The sequence below is a fragment of the Mesorhizobium sp. P2_A12 genome, assembly GCF_056405075.1.
This window is the reverse complement of record NZ_JBFUCU010000001.1, coordinates 56,391-72,230: the sequence shown is the minus strand read 5'-3', so window position 1 is coordinate 72,230 and position 15,840 is coordinate 56,391. Positions and strand designations below refer to the sequence as shown.

General features: G+C 63.7%; 19 protein-coding genes. 9 read left to right on the top strand and 10 right to left on the bottom strand.

Annotation, left to right across the window (positions count from 1 at the left end; translation table 11 throughout):
- Positions 1-275: 275 nt before the first annotated feature.
- Positions 276-1,460, bottom strand: coding sequence for a trans-sulfuration enzyme family protein (locus AC1DZU_RS00300; RefSeq protein WP_477280688.1), 1,185 nt, complete (start codon positions 1,458-1,460; stop codon positions 276-278).
- Entirely contained in the window at positions 1,457-2,896 is a 1,440-nt protein-coding gene (locus AC1DZU_RS00295) for a pyridoxal-phosphate dependent enzyme (protein ID WP_477280687.1), read from the bottom strand. The genes AC1DZU_RS00300 and AC1DZU_RS00295 overlap by 4 nt, the downstream gene beginning before the upstream one ends.
- Positions 2,897-3,193: 297 nt before the next feature.
- On the opposite strand from AC1DZU_RS00295, the gene AC1DZU_RS00290 reads away from it, so the two are divergent.
- Both AC1DZU_RS00290 and AC1DZU_RS00285 read left to right on the top strand, forming a co-directional pair.
- The gene (locus AC1DZU_RS00290) at positions 3,194-3,526 is read left to right on the top strand and encodes a hypothetical protein (protein WP_477280686.1); all 333 of its coding nucleotides are present in this window, start codon (positions 3,194-3,196) and stop codon (positions 3,524-3,526) included.
- Positions 3,523-4,194, top strand: a complete 672-nt coding sequence (locus tag AC1DZU_RS00285; RefSeq protein WP_477280685.1) for a cysteine hydrolase family protein — start codon at positions 3,523-3,525, stop codon at positions 4,192-4,194. The genes AC1DZU_RS00290 and AC1DZU_RS00285 overlap by 4 nt, the downstream gene beginning before the upstream one ends.
- A gap of 22 nt (positions 4,195-4,216) precedes the next feature.
- Here AC1DZU_RS00285 and AC1DZU_RS00280 read toward each other — a convergent pair whose 3' ends face one another.
- Positions 4,217-4,570 (bottom strand): winged helix-turn-helix transcriptional regulator, encoded by a 354-nt coding sequence (locus AC1DZU_RS00280; protein WP_477280684.1) that lies wholly within the window; start codon positions 4,568-4,570, stop codon positions 4,217-4,219.
- Between the two features lie 123 nt (positions 4,571-4,693).
- On the opposite strand from AC1DZU_RS00280, the gene AC1DZU_RS00275 reads away from it, so the two are divergent.
- The gene (locus AC1DZU_RS00275; protein ID WP_477280683.1) at positions 4,694-5,464 is read left to right on the top strand and encodes a type 1 glutamine amidotransferase domain-containing protein; all 771 of its coding nucleotides are present in this window, start codon (positions 4,694-4,696) and stop codon (positions 5,462-5,464) included.
- 17 nt (positions 5,465-5,481) lie between these two features.
- Here the strand turns inward: AC1DZU_RS00275 and AC1DZU_RS00270 are convergent, their stop codons facing one another.
- Both AC1DZU_RS00270 and AC1DZU_RS00265 read right to left on the bottom strand, forming a co-directional pair.
- Positions 5,482-6,816 carry an FAD/NAD(P)-binding protein gene (locus tag AC1DZU_RS00270; RefSeq protein WP_477280682.1) on the bottom strand — a complete coding sequence of 445 codons (1,335 nt, stop codon included), beginning with the start codon at positions 6,814-6,816 and terminating at the stop codon, positions 5,482-5,484.
- Between the two features lie 28 nt (positions 6,817-6,844).
- Entirely contained in the window at positions 6,845-7,294 is a 450-nt protein-coding gene (locus AC1DZU_RS00265) for an RrF2 family transcriptional regulator (RefSeq protein ID WP_477280681.1), read from the bottom strand.
- Between the two features lie 938 nt (positions 7,295-8,232).
- Between AC1DZU_RS00265 and AC1DZU_RS00260 the strand changes: the two genes are divergently transcribed.
- Positions 8,233-8,418, top strand: coding sequence for a hypothetical protein (locus tag AC1DZU_RS00260; protein ID WP_477282163.1), 186 nt, complete (start codon positions 8,233-8,235; stop codon positions 8,416-8,418).
- Between the two features lie 8 nt (positions 8,419-8,426).
- Here AC1DZU_RS00260 and AC1DZU_RS00255 read toward each other — a convergent pair whose 3' ends face one another.
- Positions 8,427-8,612: a hypothetical protein gene (locus AC1DZU_RS00255; protein WP_477280680.1), complete on the bottom strand. Its 186-nt coding sequence runs from the start codon at positions 8,610-8,612 to the stop codon at positions 8,427-8,429.
- Positions 8,613-8,921: 309 nt separating this feature from the next.
- Here AC1DZU_RS00255 and AC1DZU_RS00250 point away from each other — a divergent pair, with 309 nt between their 5' ends.
- The 4 genes from AC1DZU_RS00250 to AC1DZU_RS00235 all read left to right on the top strand — a co-directional run bounded on the left by AC1DZU_RS00250 (position 8,922) and on the right by AC1DZU_RS00235 (position 12,251).
- The gene (locus AC1DZU_RS00250) at positions 8,922-9,281 is read left to right on the top strand and encodes a septal ring lytic transglycosylase RlpA family protein (RefSeq protein WP_477280679.1); all 360 of its coding nucleotides are present in this window, start codon (positions 8,922-8,924) and stop codon (positions 9,279-9,281) included.
- A 313-nt stretch (positions 9,282-9,594) separates the two neighbouring features.
- Complete coding sequence (locus tag AC1DZU_RS00245) at positions 9,595-10,872, top strand: polyhydroxyalkanoate depolymerase (RefSeq protein ID WP_095083871.1); 1,278 nt, start codon at positions 9,595-9,597, stop codon at positions 10,870-10,872.
- Positions 10,873-11,069: 197 nt separating this feature from the next.
- Entirely contained in the window at positions 11,070-11,687 is a 618-nt protein-coding gene (locus AC1DZU_RS00240) for a transglutaminase-like cysteine peptidase (RefSeq protein ID WP_477280678.1), read from the top strand.
- 327 nt (positions 11,688-12,014) lie between these two features.
- Complete coding sequence (locus AC1DZU_RS00235) at positions 12,015-12,251, top strand: hypothetical protein (RefSeq protein WP_477280676.1); 237 nt, start codon at positions 12,015-12,017, stop codon at positions 12,249-12,251.
- A gap of 79 nt (positions 12,252-12,330) precedes the next feature.
- On the opposite strand, the gene AC1DZU_RS00230 is transcribed toward AC1DZU_RS00235, so the two are convergent.
- The 4 genes from AC1DZU_RS00230 to AC1DZU_RS00215 are packed head-to-tail and all read right to left on the bottom strand — an operon-like array spanning position 12,331 to position 15,091.
- Positions 12,331-12,699: a helix-turn-helix domain-containing protein gene (locus AC1DZU_RS00230; RefSeq protein ID WP_477280674.1), complete on the bottom strand. Its 369-nt coding sequence runs from the start codon at positions 12,697-12,699 to the stop codon at positions 12,331-12,333.
- Between the two features lie 10 nt (positions 12,700-12,709).
- Complete coding sequence (locus AC1DZU_RS00225) at positions 12,710-13,255, bottom strand: Smr/MutS family protein (protein ID WP_477280672.1); 546 nt, start codon at positions 13,253-13,255, stop codon at positions 12,710-12,712.
- On the bottom strand, positions 13,252-14,358 hold the full coding sequence (gene mltA / locus AC1DZU_RS00220) for a murein transglycosylase A (RefSeq protein WP_477280670.1): 1,107 nt from the start codon (positions 14,356-14,358) through the stop codon (positions 13,252-13,254). Before mltA ends, AC1DZU_RS00225 begins: the two co-directional genes overlap by 4 nt.
- 25 nt (positions 14,359-14,383) lie before the next feature.
- On the bottom strand, positions 14,384-15,091 hold the full coding sequence (locus tag AC1DZU_RS00215) for a Tim44/TimA family putative adaptor protein (protein ID WP_184872745.1): 708 nt from the start codon (positions 15,089-15,091) through the stop codon (positions 14,384-14,386).
- Positions 15,092-15,290: 199 nt separating this feature from the next.
- On the opposite strand from AC1DZU_RS00215, the gene AC1DZU_RS00210 reads away from it, so the two are divergent.
- Positions 15,291-15,791 carry an FxsA family protein gene (locus AC1DZU_RS00210; protein ID WP_184872744.1) on the top strand — a complete coding sequence of 167 codons (501 nt, stop codon included), beginning with the start codon at positions 15,291-15,293 and terminating at the stop codon, positions 15,789-15,791.
- Positions 15,792-15,840 lie beyond the last annotated feature (49 nt).

Sequence of the window (15,840 nt, the reverse complement as noted above, 5' to 3'; positions counted from 1 at the left end):
TCTGCTGTTGACCGCCCGGACGGTGCAGAAGTTTGTGTGATGTCGGCGGGACAGCACTGTCCTGCCGGCCATCTCCCCCGCAAGGAGGGAGATTGGCAGCTCAAACGCTGGCTCACGCTTTCAAGTTTGGCAATTGGCGAAGGCCGAAGTGACGTCTGATCTCCCCCCTTGCGGGGGAGATGTCCGGCAGGACAGAGGGGGGTGGGAAGGATCGCTACAGAACGCGTTCTATCCTTCTCAGCTACATTTCCTGCCGTGAATCAGCCGAAGGGCTCTCAGCCCCCCAGCGCCTGGTCCAGATCCGCGATCAGGTCATCGCCATCCTCGATGCCGGCCGACAGCCGCACCAGCGAATCCGAAATGCCGATCTCCGACCTTTTCTCGGCCGGGATCGAACCATGCGTCATCAGCGCTGGGTGTTCGATCAGGCTCTCGACCCCGCCGAGGCTTTCGGCCAGCGTGAACAGCTGCGTGCGTTCGAGGAAGCGTTTGGTGCCAGCGAGGTCGCGGTCGAGCACGGCTGATATCATGCCGCCGAAGGCATGCATCTGCTGGACGGCGATCGCATGCTGCGGATGGCTGGCGAGGCCGGGATAGATGACGCGGCGCACGTCCTTGCGGGCCTCCAGCCATTGCGCGATCTTGAGGCCGTTGGCGGAATGCCGCTCCATCCTGAGCGCCAGCGTCTTCAGGCCGCGCAGCGCCAGAAAACTGTCGAAGGGGCCCGAAATGGCGCCGATGGCGTTCTGCAGGAATTTCAGCTGAGCGGCGAGTTCCTTGTTGTCGCCGACCACGGCAACGCCGCCGACCATGTCGGAATGGCCGTTGAGATATTTGGTCGTCGAGTGGACGACGATGTCGATGCCGAGCTCCAGCGGCCGCTGGATGTAGGGGCTGCAGAACGTGTTGTCGGCGACCGTGAGGACCCCCTTGCGTTTGGCGAGGGCGGCGACGCCTTCGAGGTCGACGATGCGCAGCAGCGGGTTGGTCGGCGTCTCGACCCAGAGCAGTTTGGTCTCGGGGCGGATTGCCGCCTCGACGGCGGCAAGGTCGGTGAAGTCGACGAAGCTGACCTTGAGATCGGCCGAGCGCTTGCGCACCCGCTCCATCAGGCGGAAGGAGCCGCCATAGATGTCGTCGGTGGCGACGATATGGGCGCCGGCATCGAGCAGCTCGAGCACGGTGGCGATCGACGCCAGGCCCGAGGCGAAGGCGAAAGCCGCCGTGCCGCTTTCGAGGTCGGCCACCGCGCGCTCGAAGGCAAAGCGCGTCGGGTTCTGGCTGCGGGCATATTCGAAACCCTTGTGCACGCCGGGCGACTGCTGGCCATAGGTCGAGGTGGCGTAGATCGGCACCATCACCGCGCCGGTCAGCGGATCGTGGCTCTGGCCGCCATGGATGGTGCGCGTCGAGAAGGCCAGGCGATTTTTGCCCGATGGGGGTGGGGTGTGGCTGGTCATCGTGCGCGCCTCAAATGGTTGATCAGGTCAATGCGGGTAATCAGGCCGACGAACTCGTCGCCGTCGAAGATGATGGCGACCTCGTTGCGGTCGAACACCGGCAGCAGCGCGTCGAGCGTCTGGCTGGCCTGCAGGGTGTGCAAATTGGAGGTCATCGCCGTGCGCACCGGGCCGTTGAAGCGCTCCCAGCGGCCGTCATAGGGACCGTCGACATGGGCGAGGATGTCGCTCTCGTCGACGATGCCGATGAGCTTGCCATCGTCGAGCACCGGCAGCTGCGAGACATCGGAGCGGCGCATGCGGCCATAGGCGTTGAGGAGGCTTTCGTCCGGGCCGACATAGACGGTGTCGCCGGTGCGGTGGGTGCGCATGACCAGGTCGCGCAGATCGCCATGCTGCTCATGCTCCGCCAGGCCCTGTTCGGCCAGCCAGAAATCGTCGAAGACCTTCGACAGATATTTGTTGCCGCTGTCGCAGACGAAGGTGACGACGCGCTTGGCGACTGTCTGCTCGCGGCAATAGCGCAGGGCGGCCGACAGCAGCGTGCCCGACGACGAGCCGGCGAGAATGCCTTCCTTCGACAAGAGGTCGCGCACCGCCAGCATGCTTTGCTTGTCCGGGATGGCGTAGGCCTTTTTCACCAGCGACAGGTCGGCATTGGGCGGCACGAAATCCTCGCCGATGCCTTCCACCGTCCAGCTGCCGGCCACTTCCATCTTGCCGGTCTTGATCAGCGGCGCCAGCACCGAGCCGACCGGATCGGCGAGCACCATCTCGGTCTTCGGCGACACTTTGGCGAAGTAGCGGCCAAGCCCCGTCAGCGTGCCGCCCGAACCGACGCCGACGACCACCGCATCGACATCACCGTTGAGCTGCGAAAAAATCTCCGGACCGGTGGTCGTCTCATGCGCCAGCGGGTTGGCCGGGTTGGCGAACTGGTTGGCATAGAAGGCGCCGGGCACTTCGGCGGCGATCTTCTCGGCCATGTCCTGGTAATATTCGGGGTGGCCCTTGCCGACATCGGAGCGGGTCATGTGCACTTCGGCGCCGAGCGCGCGCAGATGCTGGATCTTTTCGCGCGACATCTTGTCGGGCACGACCAGCACGATGCGGTAGCCCTTGGGGATGCCGACCTGGGCGAGGCCGAGGCCGGTATTGCCGGCGGTCGCCTCGACGATGGTGCCGCCTGGCCTGAGCTTGCCCTGTTTTTCGGCGGCGGCGATCATCGAAAGCGCGATGCGGTCCTTGATCGAGCCGCCGGGGTTCTGGCTTTCAAGCTTGATGAACAGCCGGCACTTGCCGGTATCGAACTTGGTCAGCTCGACCACCGGCGTCTGGCCGATCAGGTCGAGAACCGACGCATAGGGCGGACGCAGGCGGGATGTTGCGCTTTCCGGGGGCGCACTGCCAGCCGCGGCGATCTTCTGCTCGCTCATATCGATGCTCCATGATCAAGCGACCGCCTCGGGCAGAGCGGCAGCGTATCCTCTTTTCCAGCCCTTTGCAGTCGGAAAGAAGATAGATCGTGCCAATCAACCGGCCAGATGGAGAATGTCATTCCACAATCTGGCGGCGCCGCCCTGACAGACGATTTCCTCGGCACGGCCACCGATCGTTGGACGCACCAACTCGTTCGTTGCGAGGCGCAATTTCCGCATGCTAGCCGGGAGGCATGAGGCGCCCCGATGCGGTCGCGCTGATGGCGTCGGGGGCCAAAAGCAGGGAAACCTTCGATGAAGATTATCGCCTATGACAATTTCAAGCCCGGCGTCACCATCGACGATCTGAAACCCTATCTGCGCGACGAGGTCTCGAATGTCTGGCGACTTTGGAAGGCGGGGATCGTGCGCGAAAACTACGCACGCGCCGATGTCGGTGGTGTGATCATCGTCTTCGAACTCGACAGCGTCGAGGCGGCCAGGCGCTACACCGACGACTTTCCGCTGTCGAAGGCAGGGCTGTTGGAATGGCATTTTCTCGCCTTCGATCCCGCACCCTTACCGCTCGAATATCTGTTCGATGCCACCGTCGACATCGCCCAACCCTGGGACCGGACGGCCGCATGATCCGGTCAAGCGAAGGCATCGAGATCCCGACCGGCCTGGCGCAGTGGTGCGATCCGCGCCGCATGGCGCTGGTGATCTACGACATGCAGGTCGGCATCTGCCGCCAGATCGCCGGCGCGGCAGCGATCGTCGAACGCACTGGCATCGCGCTCGAAGCGGCGCGCTCGGCGGGCATGCGGGTGGCGTTCACATGCCATTTGTCCCTGCCGGGCAAATGGATGGGCGCCACCCAGCTGCGCACCGCCATGGCCTGGCAGCGGTGCGATAGCCCCGACATGGTCGAGCCGTGGTTCCCGCGCGATGCCGAAGCGACGCAAATCATTCCCGAACTCGCGCCGCGCGCCGATGAGGCCGTGTTCGACAAGCTGACCATGTCGGCCTTCGATTCCACCGCGCTCAGCTTCGCCTTGCACGATTGCGGGGTGCGCGCCGTCGCACTCGCCGGAGTGGCGATGGAAATCGGCATCGAGCCTACGGTCCGACAGGCGACCGACAATGGGTTCGTGGCGGTGGTGATCGGGGACGCCTGCGGCTTCGGCAACCAGGAAGCGCGCGACCGCTCGCTGGCGACGCTGGGCTTTCTTGGCGAAGCTGTCATCACCGATGTCGCGGGTTTTTGCGGCGCGCTCGCCGCTGCCGGCGGAGACGGGCACCTTGCCAGAGCATGATCCCGAACAGTGGATCCGGTTTCTAGGCAGTTGCCTCGATCTCGGTGCGGAAGCGGACGCCGACAGCGCGTCCGCGCACGTCCCCCCAGTCATAGAGCGCCTGCAAGGTGGCCGCCAGATCGCGGCCACGGTCGGTCAAGGTGTAGCGCCCCTTGCCATCGGGCGAGGCCTCCAGCACGACAAAGCCGATGTCGACGAGATCGGCCAGTCGCTGCGTCAACATCTTGTCGGACAGCGACGGGATCGTCCGCCGCAGTTCGGAATAGCGCATCGGCTGTTGCTTGATCCGCGCCAGGATCACCGTCTTCCATTTGCCGCCGAGCGCATCGAGCGCGAACTCGACCGGGCAGCCGTAAAGTCTACCGCGTTGGGTCATGCACGCATCGTAGGCAAGGCCCGGCAGCGACGGAAGCAGAATTTGCCAGGCCATGTGGCCAGCTAGGCAGCGCAGGGCCGCGTCCGTATCAGTCGTCAGCAGGCCCTTAAGGGGAGAGCGACGATGAGTGTGCGGGACGCCAATCCGGTCGATGCGCGCAAGGCGAAGCGCGTGGCGATCGTCATCGCCAACCCGGCACTCTCGACCACGACCGGGTGGCCGGTCGGCTTCTGGTGGAGCGAGCTCACCCACCCGTGGTTCGCCTTCACCGAACGCGGCTATGCGGTGGAGATCTTTTCGCCCAATGGCGGCAAATGCGAGGCCGATGCGCTGAGCGACCCGCGCGATCCATCGGGCTATTCGCAGACCGACCTCATCTCGCTCGGCTTCCTATCGAGCCCGAAACTCAGCGCCCTGGTCGACAACACGCGGCCGGTGGCGGAGATCGAGGTCGAAAGCTTCGACGCGATTGTCGTCGCCGGCGGCCAGGCGCCGATGTTCACCTATGAGCACGCGACAGGCCTGCAACGGACGTTCGTCGCCTTCCATGAAGCCGGCAAGGTTGCCGCCGCTTTGTGCCACGGCACCGCGCTGCTGCGCTATGCCCGGCGCGCGGACGGATCTTTGCTCGTGGCCGGCAAGACGGTGACGGGCTTCGCCAATGCCGAGGAGGATTTTGCCGACAAGGCAACCTGGGAGATGGGCGCGCTCGAGCGCGGAAAGCATCTGATGCCGTGGCGGATCGAGGATGAGCTGAAGGCCCTAGGCGCCAACTATATCCAGGCCGGACTGTGGCGGCCTTTTGCCGTGCGCGACGGCAATCTGATCACCGGGCAGCAGAATTTCTCGGGCGCCGAGACCGCGCGCGCGGTGTGCGAAGTGCTGGGCGGCTGAACAATCTCGGAAATGCTCTAACTCAACAATCGCTTGCTCAGCCTGGCGCATTGAACGCGGATGTCGGGGATGGCGTCGATCTCGAAGAAGGTGCCGCGCGTGAGCGGGCCGACGGCCAGGATCTTGGCGGAGACGCCGCCGTCGCCGGCGATGATCTCACAATTGGCCGACACGTCGAGGCCGATGCGCAGCGGGTCCGGCCGCGCCAGGCCGCGGTCGACGAGCGAGCGCACGACGCTGTTCGACGAGGTTGAGATGTCCCTGACGATGCCCGAGCAATCGTAAATGCGGGCGACCTCGAAGGTTTCGAGGATCTGGGTGTGGCGCGACTGGACCTGGACCGTGAAGTCGCCGTTCCGGTCGATGTCGACGACGCGCCCGGCGACCAGGCGGATGCGGCCGGATTGCACGGCCTCGGTGACGCGGGCATAGACTTCGGGCGCCATGCGATGGCGGTGGATGTCCCACCAGGCCTTGGTGTGCTCGACGAAGCGGCGCTTGGCGGAAGCGGGCCAGTTCTGCCAGATCTTCTGGTTGAACGGCCGCAAGCCGTCGACGACGTCGCGCCAGTCGATGCCGGCCTTCTGGTTTTCCTTGATCAGGTCGCGGAACCAGCCGACGAAATAGGACAATTGCGTGCCGAGCGGAATGTCGGCGACGTCGAGCTTGATCGGATTGCCCTTGCGGTGCGGCGACGGCAGCAGGCCGCGCCGAGACACCGCGACGATGTCGCCGCGATGGCCGCGCTGCTCCAGGGAGAGAAAGGCATCGACCATGCTGAGACCGGTGCCCAGCACCATGACGCGGCTGTCGGGGGCAAGTGCCGTGTCGGCTTCCGAGCCCATCCTGATTGCATGTCCCTGCGCCGGCTCCTCGTCATGGCCGGTCGCCAGCACGGCGAGATGGGCGACGACGCTGGTGCCATTGGCCAGCGCGACCTCGACGCCGGACGTGGTCGGCGTGATCGAGAGGCTCTCCTCGCGGATCAGGCGCAACCGGCCGGTTTCGCGTTCGCGTGTTTCCAGCTCGTCGAGCAGTTCCTTGAGGTAGCGAGCATAGAGGCTGCGCGGTGCGTAGACCGGCGCCTGGTCCGGGGTCGCCAAGCCGCGCTCCAGCAGCCAGCGCCAGAAATTGCCGGGATCGTCGGCATAGGCGCTCATGCCGGCGGCGCTGACATTCAGCACATGCGCCGACAGCAGCGTCGAATAGGCGATGCCCTGGCCGAAATGCGGACGCCTTTCGATCAGCGTGACGCGCAGATCGGGATTGGGCGATTTCAGGAGATGCGCGGCCATCACCACGCCGCTGGCGCCGCCGCCGACAATGATGATCGAGTTGGCGCGCCCGGTCATGCGCCCTGCCTTGGACGAAACGCCGGTCTCAGGCCTGGATTTTCAACGCCGTCGAGAGCTCGTCGCCAGCCATGTCGCGCATTTCGGCGAGGCTGTGCTGGTCGAGCACCTCGGCGATCGCCTGCCGGACCTCGAGCATCAGATGTCGGACTTGGCATGTCGCCTCGTTGCAATCTTCACAGCGCTGGTACTGGGTGCGGCTGGCGCAAGGAATCGGCGCCAGCGGGCCGTCGAGCACGCGCACGACGTGGCCGACCTTGATCTCGTCGGCAGGCCGCGCCAGGCGATAGCCGCCCTCCTTGCCCTTGCGGCTCTGGACGAAGCCGGCATTACGCAGCTCGCCCAGGATGGCGTCGAGAAATTTCTTCGGGATGTTGTTGCCGGTGGCGATGTCGTTGACGAAAGCGAGCTGTCCGACCGGCAGTCGCGAGAGGTGTACGAGCGCCTTGAGGCCGTACTTGCCCTTTTTCGTGAGCATGAAATCAAAATTTCTCTGTCATGCGACGGCGCGAAACCATCGCTGGCCAAACGCCCGACCTGCGACCCCGCCGCGTCCAAGCTGCCATGACACATAAATTCTAGTGACATGATGTACAAGCCAACAGCTGTTGATTTTGCTTCGTTTTCAGGCGCAATGGCCATTTTGGCAGGCTTTTGTGCCCGCAGGGACACAGCCGCACGGCTTCGACAGCCAAAGTGCGTTGTCAGCGATCATCGCGATACGGTGGCCGCTCATCGTCGCCTCCAGTTCCCAATGTCGATAAGATTACTATACTTACCCCCGAAGACGCGGAATGGGTTTTTAAATCCACGGCTGTCTGAGGCATGGATTTGCCTGGTGAGGGTCGTGGCGGGAAATCTCATTCGTTCCCAGCGTCCAAGCTGTTGAGGCGGCCACCGACTTCGTCATCCACGGGCGGAGCAGGAGCGAAGCTCCGTCGCGCAGAGCCGAGGATCCATGCCGTGACATCCGTCGAAGAATGCAACGGAGGAGAATCAACGTCCGTTCTGTCGCCATCCCCTTCTTCTCTTCTGCATCGTAGCGGCGCTCTGGCATCACGGCATGGATCCAGGGTCTGCGCTCCGCTTCGCGTCGCTCCTCCCAAGACGAAGCTTGTGGGCTTCACCCAATCTCGAAGGACAGCCCGCTTGTCCGCTGCGGCACCGCACCACCAATGCATTTATTCTAACAAGCCCGTCCTGGCTGGAAGGATTTAACTCTACAAGTGCGATAGAATTAGCGGACTATCATAGGGCATTCCGGTTTTGTCTTTTCCAGGAGCCCTTCATGTCCACCATTTCGCGGCGCATCATTCTGCTTTCGTCGGCAGCCCCTGCCGGTGCCGCCTTCCTCGGTCCTGCCATGGCCGACGACCTCAAGGCGGGAAAGGAATGATCGGAAAAGGGGGAATGACGATGACCCATTCCACCGCCGTGCTGTTCAGCCATTTCGGCGCCTGGCTGCTTGGCCTGGCGTCCAATGACAAACGGACAAACGAGGACCCGCGATCGCCGGCGCCGGTGCGCTGGGATGCTGCGCGCGACCGCCTGCCGCCGCGTGACGAGAGTTTCTACTGGGCCTGGCAATACTGGTCGCAGTGAAGGGTAACTCATCCCCTTGAACGGTTTGCCCACACCAGTCCGACCAGGCCGACCAGCATGGTGACGATGCCGGTATAGAGCCATTGCGACTGGCCGGTCATGAAGCTTCCGCTGACCACGCCGATGCCTTGCAGCGACCACACCGCGCCGACGGCAAACACAATCAACGCCAGCAAATTTTTGGTCAGTCTCATTGACAGATCTCCGTTTCGAAGTCGATCGGTTGCGGCGTTCTCGGCGCGATGAAAGAGCCAAAAGAAATGGCCCGAACGCTTCGGCCTCTACTTGGATATTGTCGTTCGATCTTGTCAAACAAGTCGCTGATATCACCACGTAGATCATCGACAATTGATCATTAGGCTGTCGAAAATCCCTAACAGACTGTTACCCGGCGACTCCAAACGTGTGCCACCGCCACGGAACCGACAGATGATTGCCGCATTTCACGCCTTATTCGACACCTAACGGCTGGAGTCTGTCAAAAACGGAGCCATCCCCCAAATATGAATACTACAAAACAGACCGCGCTTGTCGCGGTGACGCTGGTTGCTGGCCTGATGGCCGGCGCATCTTCGGCAGCCGCCGCCGGCCAATGTGGCCGTGCCTCCTGGTACGCCCTTCACTCCAAAACCGCATCGGGCGAGCGCATGAACCCGTCGGCGATGACCGCCGCCCACCGTACCTTGCCTTTCGGCACCAAGCTTCGGGTGACCAACCAGAACAACGGCCGCAGCGTCATCGTGCGCATCAACGATCGCGGTCCGTTCATAAGGGGTCGCGTGCTCGACCTGTCGAAGGGTGCCGCCGGCCAGCTCGGCTTCATCGGTTCCGGCCATACCGCCGTCTGCATGGCGCGCGTCTGATATTGCCATTGCCTGGACCATGATCTCTGGACAAAACGGTTTTCCGCTTGTCCGAGAAAACCGCAATCCACTTTTCGGGAATTATGGTCGGGTGTCCCGCACCAGGCCAGACACATTTCTTACACACTTCGCGCCGCACAGTGAGCCGGCTGCGCCGTTCAGGCCGGATTTTCAAGGCTTTGGACGAAAGAAGCGTTAGTCACGCCACATGACGTATTGCATCGCAGCAATTAGTTGTTAACTTCCCCGCGAGACATTCAAGGCATGACGCTGCTCGTCGTCCCTTCAGTCGCAGGCAGCAGCGGGGTTCTCGATGTTCTACCAGCTCTATGAAATGAACCACGCCGCCATGCAGCCCGCGCGTCTCTATGCCGACGCGGTGCGAATGTTCTACACCAATCCGCTCAATCCGTTTTCGCACACATCATGGGGCCGCTCGGTCGCCGCGACCGCCGAACTGTTCGAGCGCACCACGCGCCGCTACGGCAAGCCGACATTCGGCCTCGACAAGACGGTGGTCGACTGGAAGAGCGTCGAGGTCACCGAGAAGACCGTGTGGTCGCGGCCGTTTTGCAATCTCCTCCGCTTTGAACGCGCCGTGCCCGCCGGGCGCCGGGCGGATCCGAAGCTGTTGATCGTGGCGCCGATGTCCGGCCACTATGCGACGCTGCTGCGCGGCACGGTCGAAGCGATGCTGCCCTATGCCGACGTCCACATCACCGACTGGGTCGATGCCCGCATGGTCCCGCTCGCCGATGGCAGTTTCGATCTCGACGACTATATCGACTACATCATCGACATGCTGCATGCGCTCGGCCCCGACACCCATGTGATGGCGGTGTGCCAGCCTTCCGTGCCGGTGCTTGCGGCCGTTGCGCTGATGGAGACGCGCGGCGACCCTTTCGTGCCCTCGACCATGACCTTGATGGGCGGGCCGATCGACACCCGTTGCAACCCGACCGCGGTCAATCTCCTGGCTGAGGAAAAGGGCATCGACTGGTTCCGCGAGAATGTCGTGATGCGGGCGCCCTGGCCAGTGCCGGGCTTCGGCCGCGAGGTCTATCCGGGCTTCCTGCAGCTGTCCGGCTTCATGAGCATGAATCTCGACCGCCACATCATCGCCCACAAGGACTTCTTCATGCACCTGGTGAAGCATGACGGCGACAACGCCGAGAAGCACCGCGATTTCTACGACGAGTATCTGGCTGTCATGGACCTGACGGCGGAGTTCTACCTGCAGACTGTCGACACTGTCTTCGTGCGCCATGCCTTGCCCAAGGGCGAGATGACGCATCGCGGCACCAGGATCGATCCGTCCGATATCCGCAACGTCGCCCTGTTCACGGTCGAAGGCGAGAACGACGACATTTCCGGCCTTGGCCAGACCAAGGCGGCGCACGATCTGTGCCCCAACATCCCTGCCGACAAGAAGGCGCACTACATGCAGCCGGCGGTCGGCCATTACGGCGTGTTCAACGGCTCACGCTTCCGCTCCGAAATCGTGCCGCGCATCGTCGACTTCATCACCAGCTATGGTCGCCAGAACCGCGTTGCGGTGAAGCCGAAGCTGGTCCGCGTCGCCAAAAGATAGGCTCCCGCAGTGAAAATCCAGGCCAATTGGCCGGCAAAGCTGGCCAGACGGCCAGTGCTGTGCAGCCGATTCTGTTGCACAAGTGCCGCTGTCCTGCCCCTCGGGTAACCATGCTATCAATCCGACCGTCGTCGTAATTGACACGGACTGTAAATCCCCTTTAACCTTTCGTTAATAACTAAGGGTGGACGGGGACAATGATATCCTCATCGATGGCGCGAAGGCTGCGCGTGTACGTGGCGGCCGGGCTGGCAGCAACGGGAAGCTGGGTGGCACCGGCCTTGGCGGCTGGAGCAATGGCGACCGGGGGCCTCACCTCGCAGCCGATCGGCCACTATGATTTCTGCAAGCTCCATCCGGGCGAATGCTCGATCCGCCCCAGCAATCTGGCACCGGCCGCGATGACCGACGGGCTGATGCGCAAGCTGATCAACGTCACCGCCAGGGTCAACGCCGCCGTCAAGCCGATGAGCGACATGGAAATCTACGGCAAGGACGAAGTCTGGGCCTATCCCGACAAGGGCGTCGGCGACTGCGAGGACTATGTGCTGGAGAAGCGGCGCGAGCTTTCGCGCATGGGCATCTCGCTTGCCGACCTTCTGATCACCGTCGTGCGCAAGCCCGACGGCGAGGGCCATGCGGTGCTGACGGTGCGCACCGACAAGGGCGACTATGTGCTCGACAATCTGAACGACAAGGTCAAGTCGTGGGACCTGACCGGCTACCGCTTCCTCAAGCGGCAGGCGATCGACAACACCGGCCGCTGGGTCTCGATTCGCGGTGGCCAGCAGGTCCTGGTCGGCTCGGTTCAGTAAACACGGCTCTGCTTTCGGTAGATACCGAAACTCGGCGCCGCCCCTCATTGTCCTGCCGGACATTTCTCCCCGTATGGTGACGGGGAGAAAGACGCTCTCGTCGATATTTTCGCCAATTGTCGTCGTCGCAAGACGGGCGCCAACGTCGCGGCCAGCACCCTTCTCCCCGTCATTACACGGGGAGAAGCTGCCGGCAGGCGGATGAGGGGCAGCGCGGCATTGCAAGCCGTGCACTCGCGCTTCCAGCAATTCCGCATTCTCCATGAACCATTTCCTCCCGGCCGACGACACACAGCCGTGGATAGAAACCAACCATGGAGACTTCCGATGACTGCACTTATGCGAAATGCCCTTCTCGCCGCCGTCGCGGTATCGGCGCTGGCCGGATCCGCCTTGGCCGATCAGACCATCCCAGGCTGCGCCAAGACATCGACCAACGACCTGTGGGGCGGGCGCTGTTGCAGCAACGGCGACTCGAACTGTCTGGGCGGTGGAAACGGTGGTCGAGGCCACAATGACAATGGCGGCCGGGGAGATAAGGGCGGCGCGGCCGGCAAGAAATGATCTCGACACAGCGGACCGCCGGCGGGCAGCTCTTCAGGCAAAAGCGGACGCGCGTATAAGACTCGCGCCTCCGGCCTCGCTACGGTTGCCGGCCTAGAGCCGCGCGGATCGTGGCGGTGATGCGGCGCAGTTCCGCCTCGTCGAGTTTCTCGATGTTCTCGGCCAAGAGATTGGCAAGCTCGGTGGCTGCGGGACTGAGGCCCGACGTGTCGAGCTTCACGCGCGGATGCGAGGCTTCGGCCAGCCGGGCCAGTTCCTCGGCATCGTCCCAGATGACGTTGAAATAGCCGATGATCTTCTGGATCAGCGTCCAGGTCGGCGCGCCGCGCCTGCCATGCTCCAGCGCCGACAGATAGGCGGCGCTGACGCCGATCGCCGCCGCCATGTCCTTCTGGCTGACACCGCGCTCGCTTCGGAGCGCCCTCAGCTTCTCGCCGAACGGCGTCATGCCCGCGTCTTCATGCGCGCTGCCGCCGCAGCCGGATATAAAGCGCGCCGGAGCCGCCATGATTGCGGGCGGCATGGTCGTGGCTGGAGACCAGCGGCCGGAAGGCGGGCGTCGACAGCCAGGCGGGTACAGCGCGCCGCAGCACCCCGTCGCCGCCGGAGGACGAACCCTTGCCGGTGATGACCAGCACATAGCGAATGCCGCCGGCATGCGCCCGGTGCAGGAACGAGAACAGCAGCGAATAGGCCTCGTCCTGGGTCAGGCCGTGCAGATCGACGCGGCCTTCGATCGGCAGCCGCCCCTTCGACAGCTTGTCCAGCGTCGGTTCGTCGAGTGCGTGCGCGACATGCTGGGTCTTCGGCTTTGCCGCGCCGGCCTGGTTGGCAACAGGCTGGGCCGGCTGCGACGGTGTCGCCCTTGTTTCGGCCGCGAGGTCGGGGATGTCGACGGCCATCCTGCCCTTGAGCGGCTTGGCCGTGCGCGCCACCAGGTTCCACAGCACCCGGTCGTCCTCGCTGAGCTTGGCTTCGCTCGGTCTGGCTGGCCGCCGGGTCATCGATTCGTACCCGGAACGAGCGCACGCGGGATCAGCGCATGAAAATCGGCCGCGTTGCGCACCACGCCGGCGATCTCGCCGGCCGCGGCGCCCGAGCCGGCGAACAGGTCGCCGCGCGCCGGCCCGGTGATGGCGGAGCCGGTGTCCTGCGCGATCATCAGGCGCCGGAACGGTTTTGCGTCGAAAGCGGTCAGCGACGGCGCATCGATGTGGAACGGCGTACCGAATGTGTGCAGCAGGCGGTCGACGGCGATGGAGCGGCCCGGCGTCAGCGGCACCTTGGCGGCGGCGATCGGGCCAAGGGCGGCGTCCTCGACATCGGCCTCGCGGAAGAAGATGTACGAGCGGTCTTGCCAAAGGATCTCGTCGACGCGGTCCGGATGCGCCTTGAACCAGGCGCGGATCGACTGCATCGTCACCTTTTCCAGCGGGATCTCGCCAATTTCGCTGAGGATCTTGCCGGACCCCGTAAAGCGCTGGCCGGATTTGGCGGCGTAGGTGACGCGGCGGAGCCGGCCATCGGTCATGTTCAGTCTGGCCGCGCCCTGCACATGGATGAAGAAGGCATCGACCTTGTCGGCCAGCCAGGCGATTTCCAGCCCCTTGCCATCAAGCGCGCCACGTTCGATGGCGCCGCGGTCGGGATATTCGACCGGTCCTTGCTGCGTCTGGCGGGCAAAGGCGAGGTAGGGGTCCATGCCTGGCGGCCGATTGGCGTCGTCGATATCGACGAGATCGGCCGGGCGCGACAGCAGCGGCACGCAAAACCGCTCCGTCCGCACTGGCGACGCCTCGACTTCTGGTTCGTAGAAGCCGGTGACGAGGCCGGCGCCGCCGTTCTCGGCGCAGATATTCATCGGGATAAAATGACGCTCGAAGAAGGCCCGGGCCTGCGACCGATTCGCTGGCGAAACAATCCGGGCCTCGGCATAGGCCTCGGCAAAAGCGTTGAAGTCGACGCCGAGCGAACCGCTGCGATAGGGCTTGGTCAGGACATGGAAGGCTGAGCGGCGAAAGGCCGCGAAGGCGGAGAGATGGTCGTCCTCATCCCAGCCGGGCAGGTCGCCGAAGGATTTCCCGACAAAAAGAGGCGATAGCGACACCGGAGCCTCGCCACTTCTACCGGATTCAGTCTTCTTCCTCGGTGGCGACGAGCTTCCAGTTCGGATCGCGCGAGCGCGTGTCGCGGGCAAACGTCCAGACGTCCTTGACCTCGGCGACGGTTTCGGGGTCACCGTCGATGACGGCGCCTGCCTTGTCGCGGGTCGCCGAAATCAGCTCGCTGATGATGCGCAGCGTGACATGCGCCTCGCCGCCCTTCATCTCGGCCGAGACGATGTCGGCCTTGTCGATGCCGACGAAGGAGGACTGGATCTTTTCCGACTTGGCCTCGCGCTCGCCGATGGCGGCGACGAAGCCGTCATAGACCTCGCGCGACAACAGGTTCTTCAGCGTCTTGCGGTCGCCGTCGGCATAGGCCATGACGATCATCTCGTAAGCCATCTTGGCGCCGTCGACGAAGCTCTTCGGCTCGAAGGACGGATCATTGTCCTTGATCGTGCGCAGACCCTTGTTGAGGTCGGTGTCGGGCTTGGCGAAGGCGTCGATCGCCGCATAAGTCTCGGCCGCAGGCTCGCCCGGCAAGCGCTTGCGCGGCAGCGAGACGACATTTTCGGGTTTCTGCGCGGCATCCTTGTCGCCGCTGCGGGCCGCCGTATAGGGGTCGAAGGGCGGCCGTTCGCTGCCGGTGCGTCGGCCCAGCACATTGCGCAGCTGGAAAAAGATGACCACTGCCGCAATCAGGAAGAAAATCGTGCCGAAGTCGAAGAATCCCATATCTTCCGCCAATCAATCCCTGCCTTGTAGCCGGACCGCCGGCCCCAAGGGCTACGGTCGCATAGCGTTCAACATTCAAAGCATATAGAACGCAAGGCGCAATCATTCAAATCAAAGGCAGGCATACCTATCTAACAGGCCCAGTGCCAGCGGCGATTGCTCGCCAACGGCCAAAACGATCGAAAAGGGTTGGCAAGACTTGCGCATTTCGTTCCTTCCCCTTTTTGTCCTGGCGCTGCCGCTGCTGGAAATCGCCGGCTTCGTGGTTGTCGGACGCCAGGTCGGAGCCCTGGCAACGGTCGGTCTGGTGCTGGCGTCGAGCATCGCCGGCGCGCTGCTGCTCCGGCACCAGGGTTTCAGCGTCATGACGCGGATTCGGGCCGAGATGGACGCCGGCCGCGATCCGAGCCGGCAGCTCGCGCATGGCGCGATGATCGTGCTGGCGGCGATCCTCTTGATCATACCCGGCTTCATCACCGACATCATCGGCCTGCTGCTGTTCCTGCCGCCGGTCCGCGATCTCGCCTGGCGGGCGTTGAAGGGCCGCGTCGTGCTGGCTACCAATTTCAGCACCGGCGGGTTCCGCGGCCGGCAGCGCGACAAGACCATCGACCTCGACGATGGTGATTATTCGCGCAGCGACGACTATGCGCGCGGACCGGACCACAACTCTCCCTGGCGCCGCCTCAAGGACGAATAGGGCGGCGGTCCAGAAGCAAGGTGGCAAACCTTGTCTTGTCATGCCGACC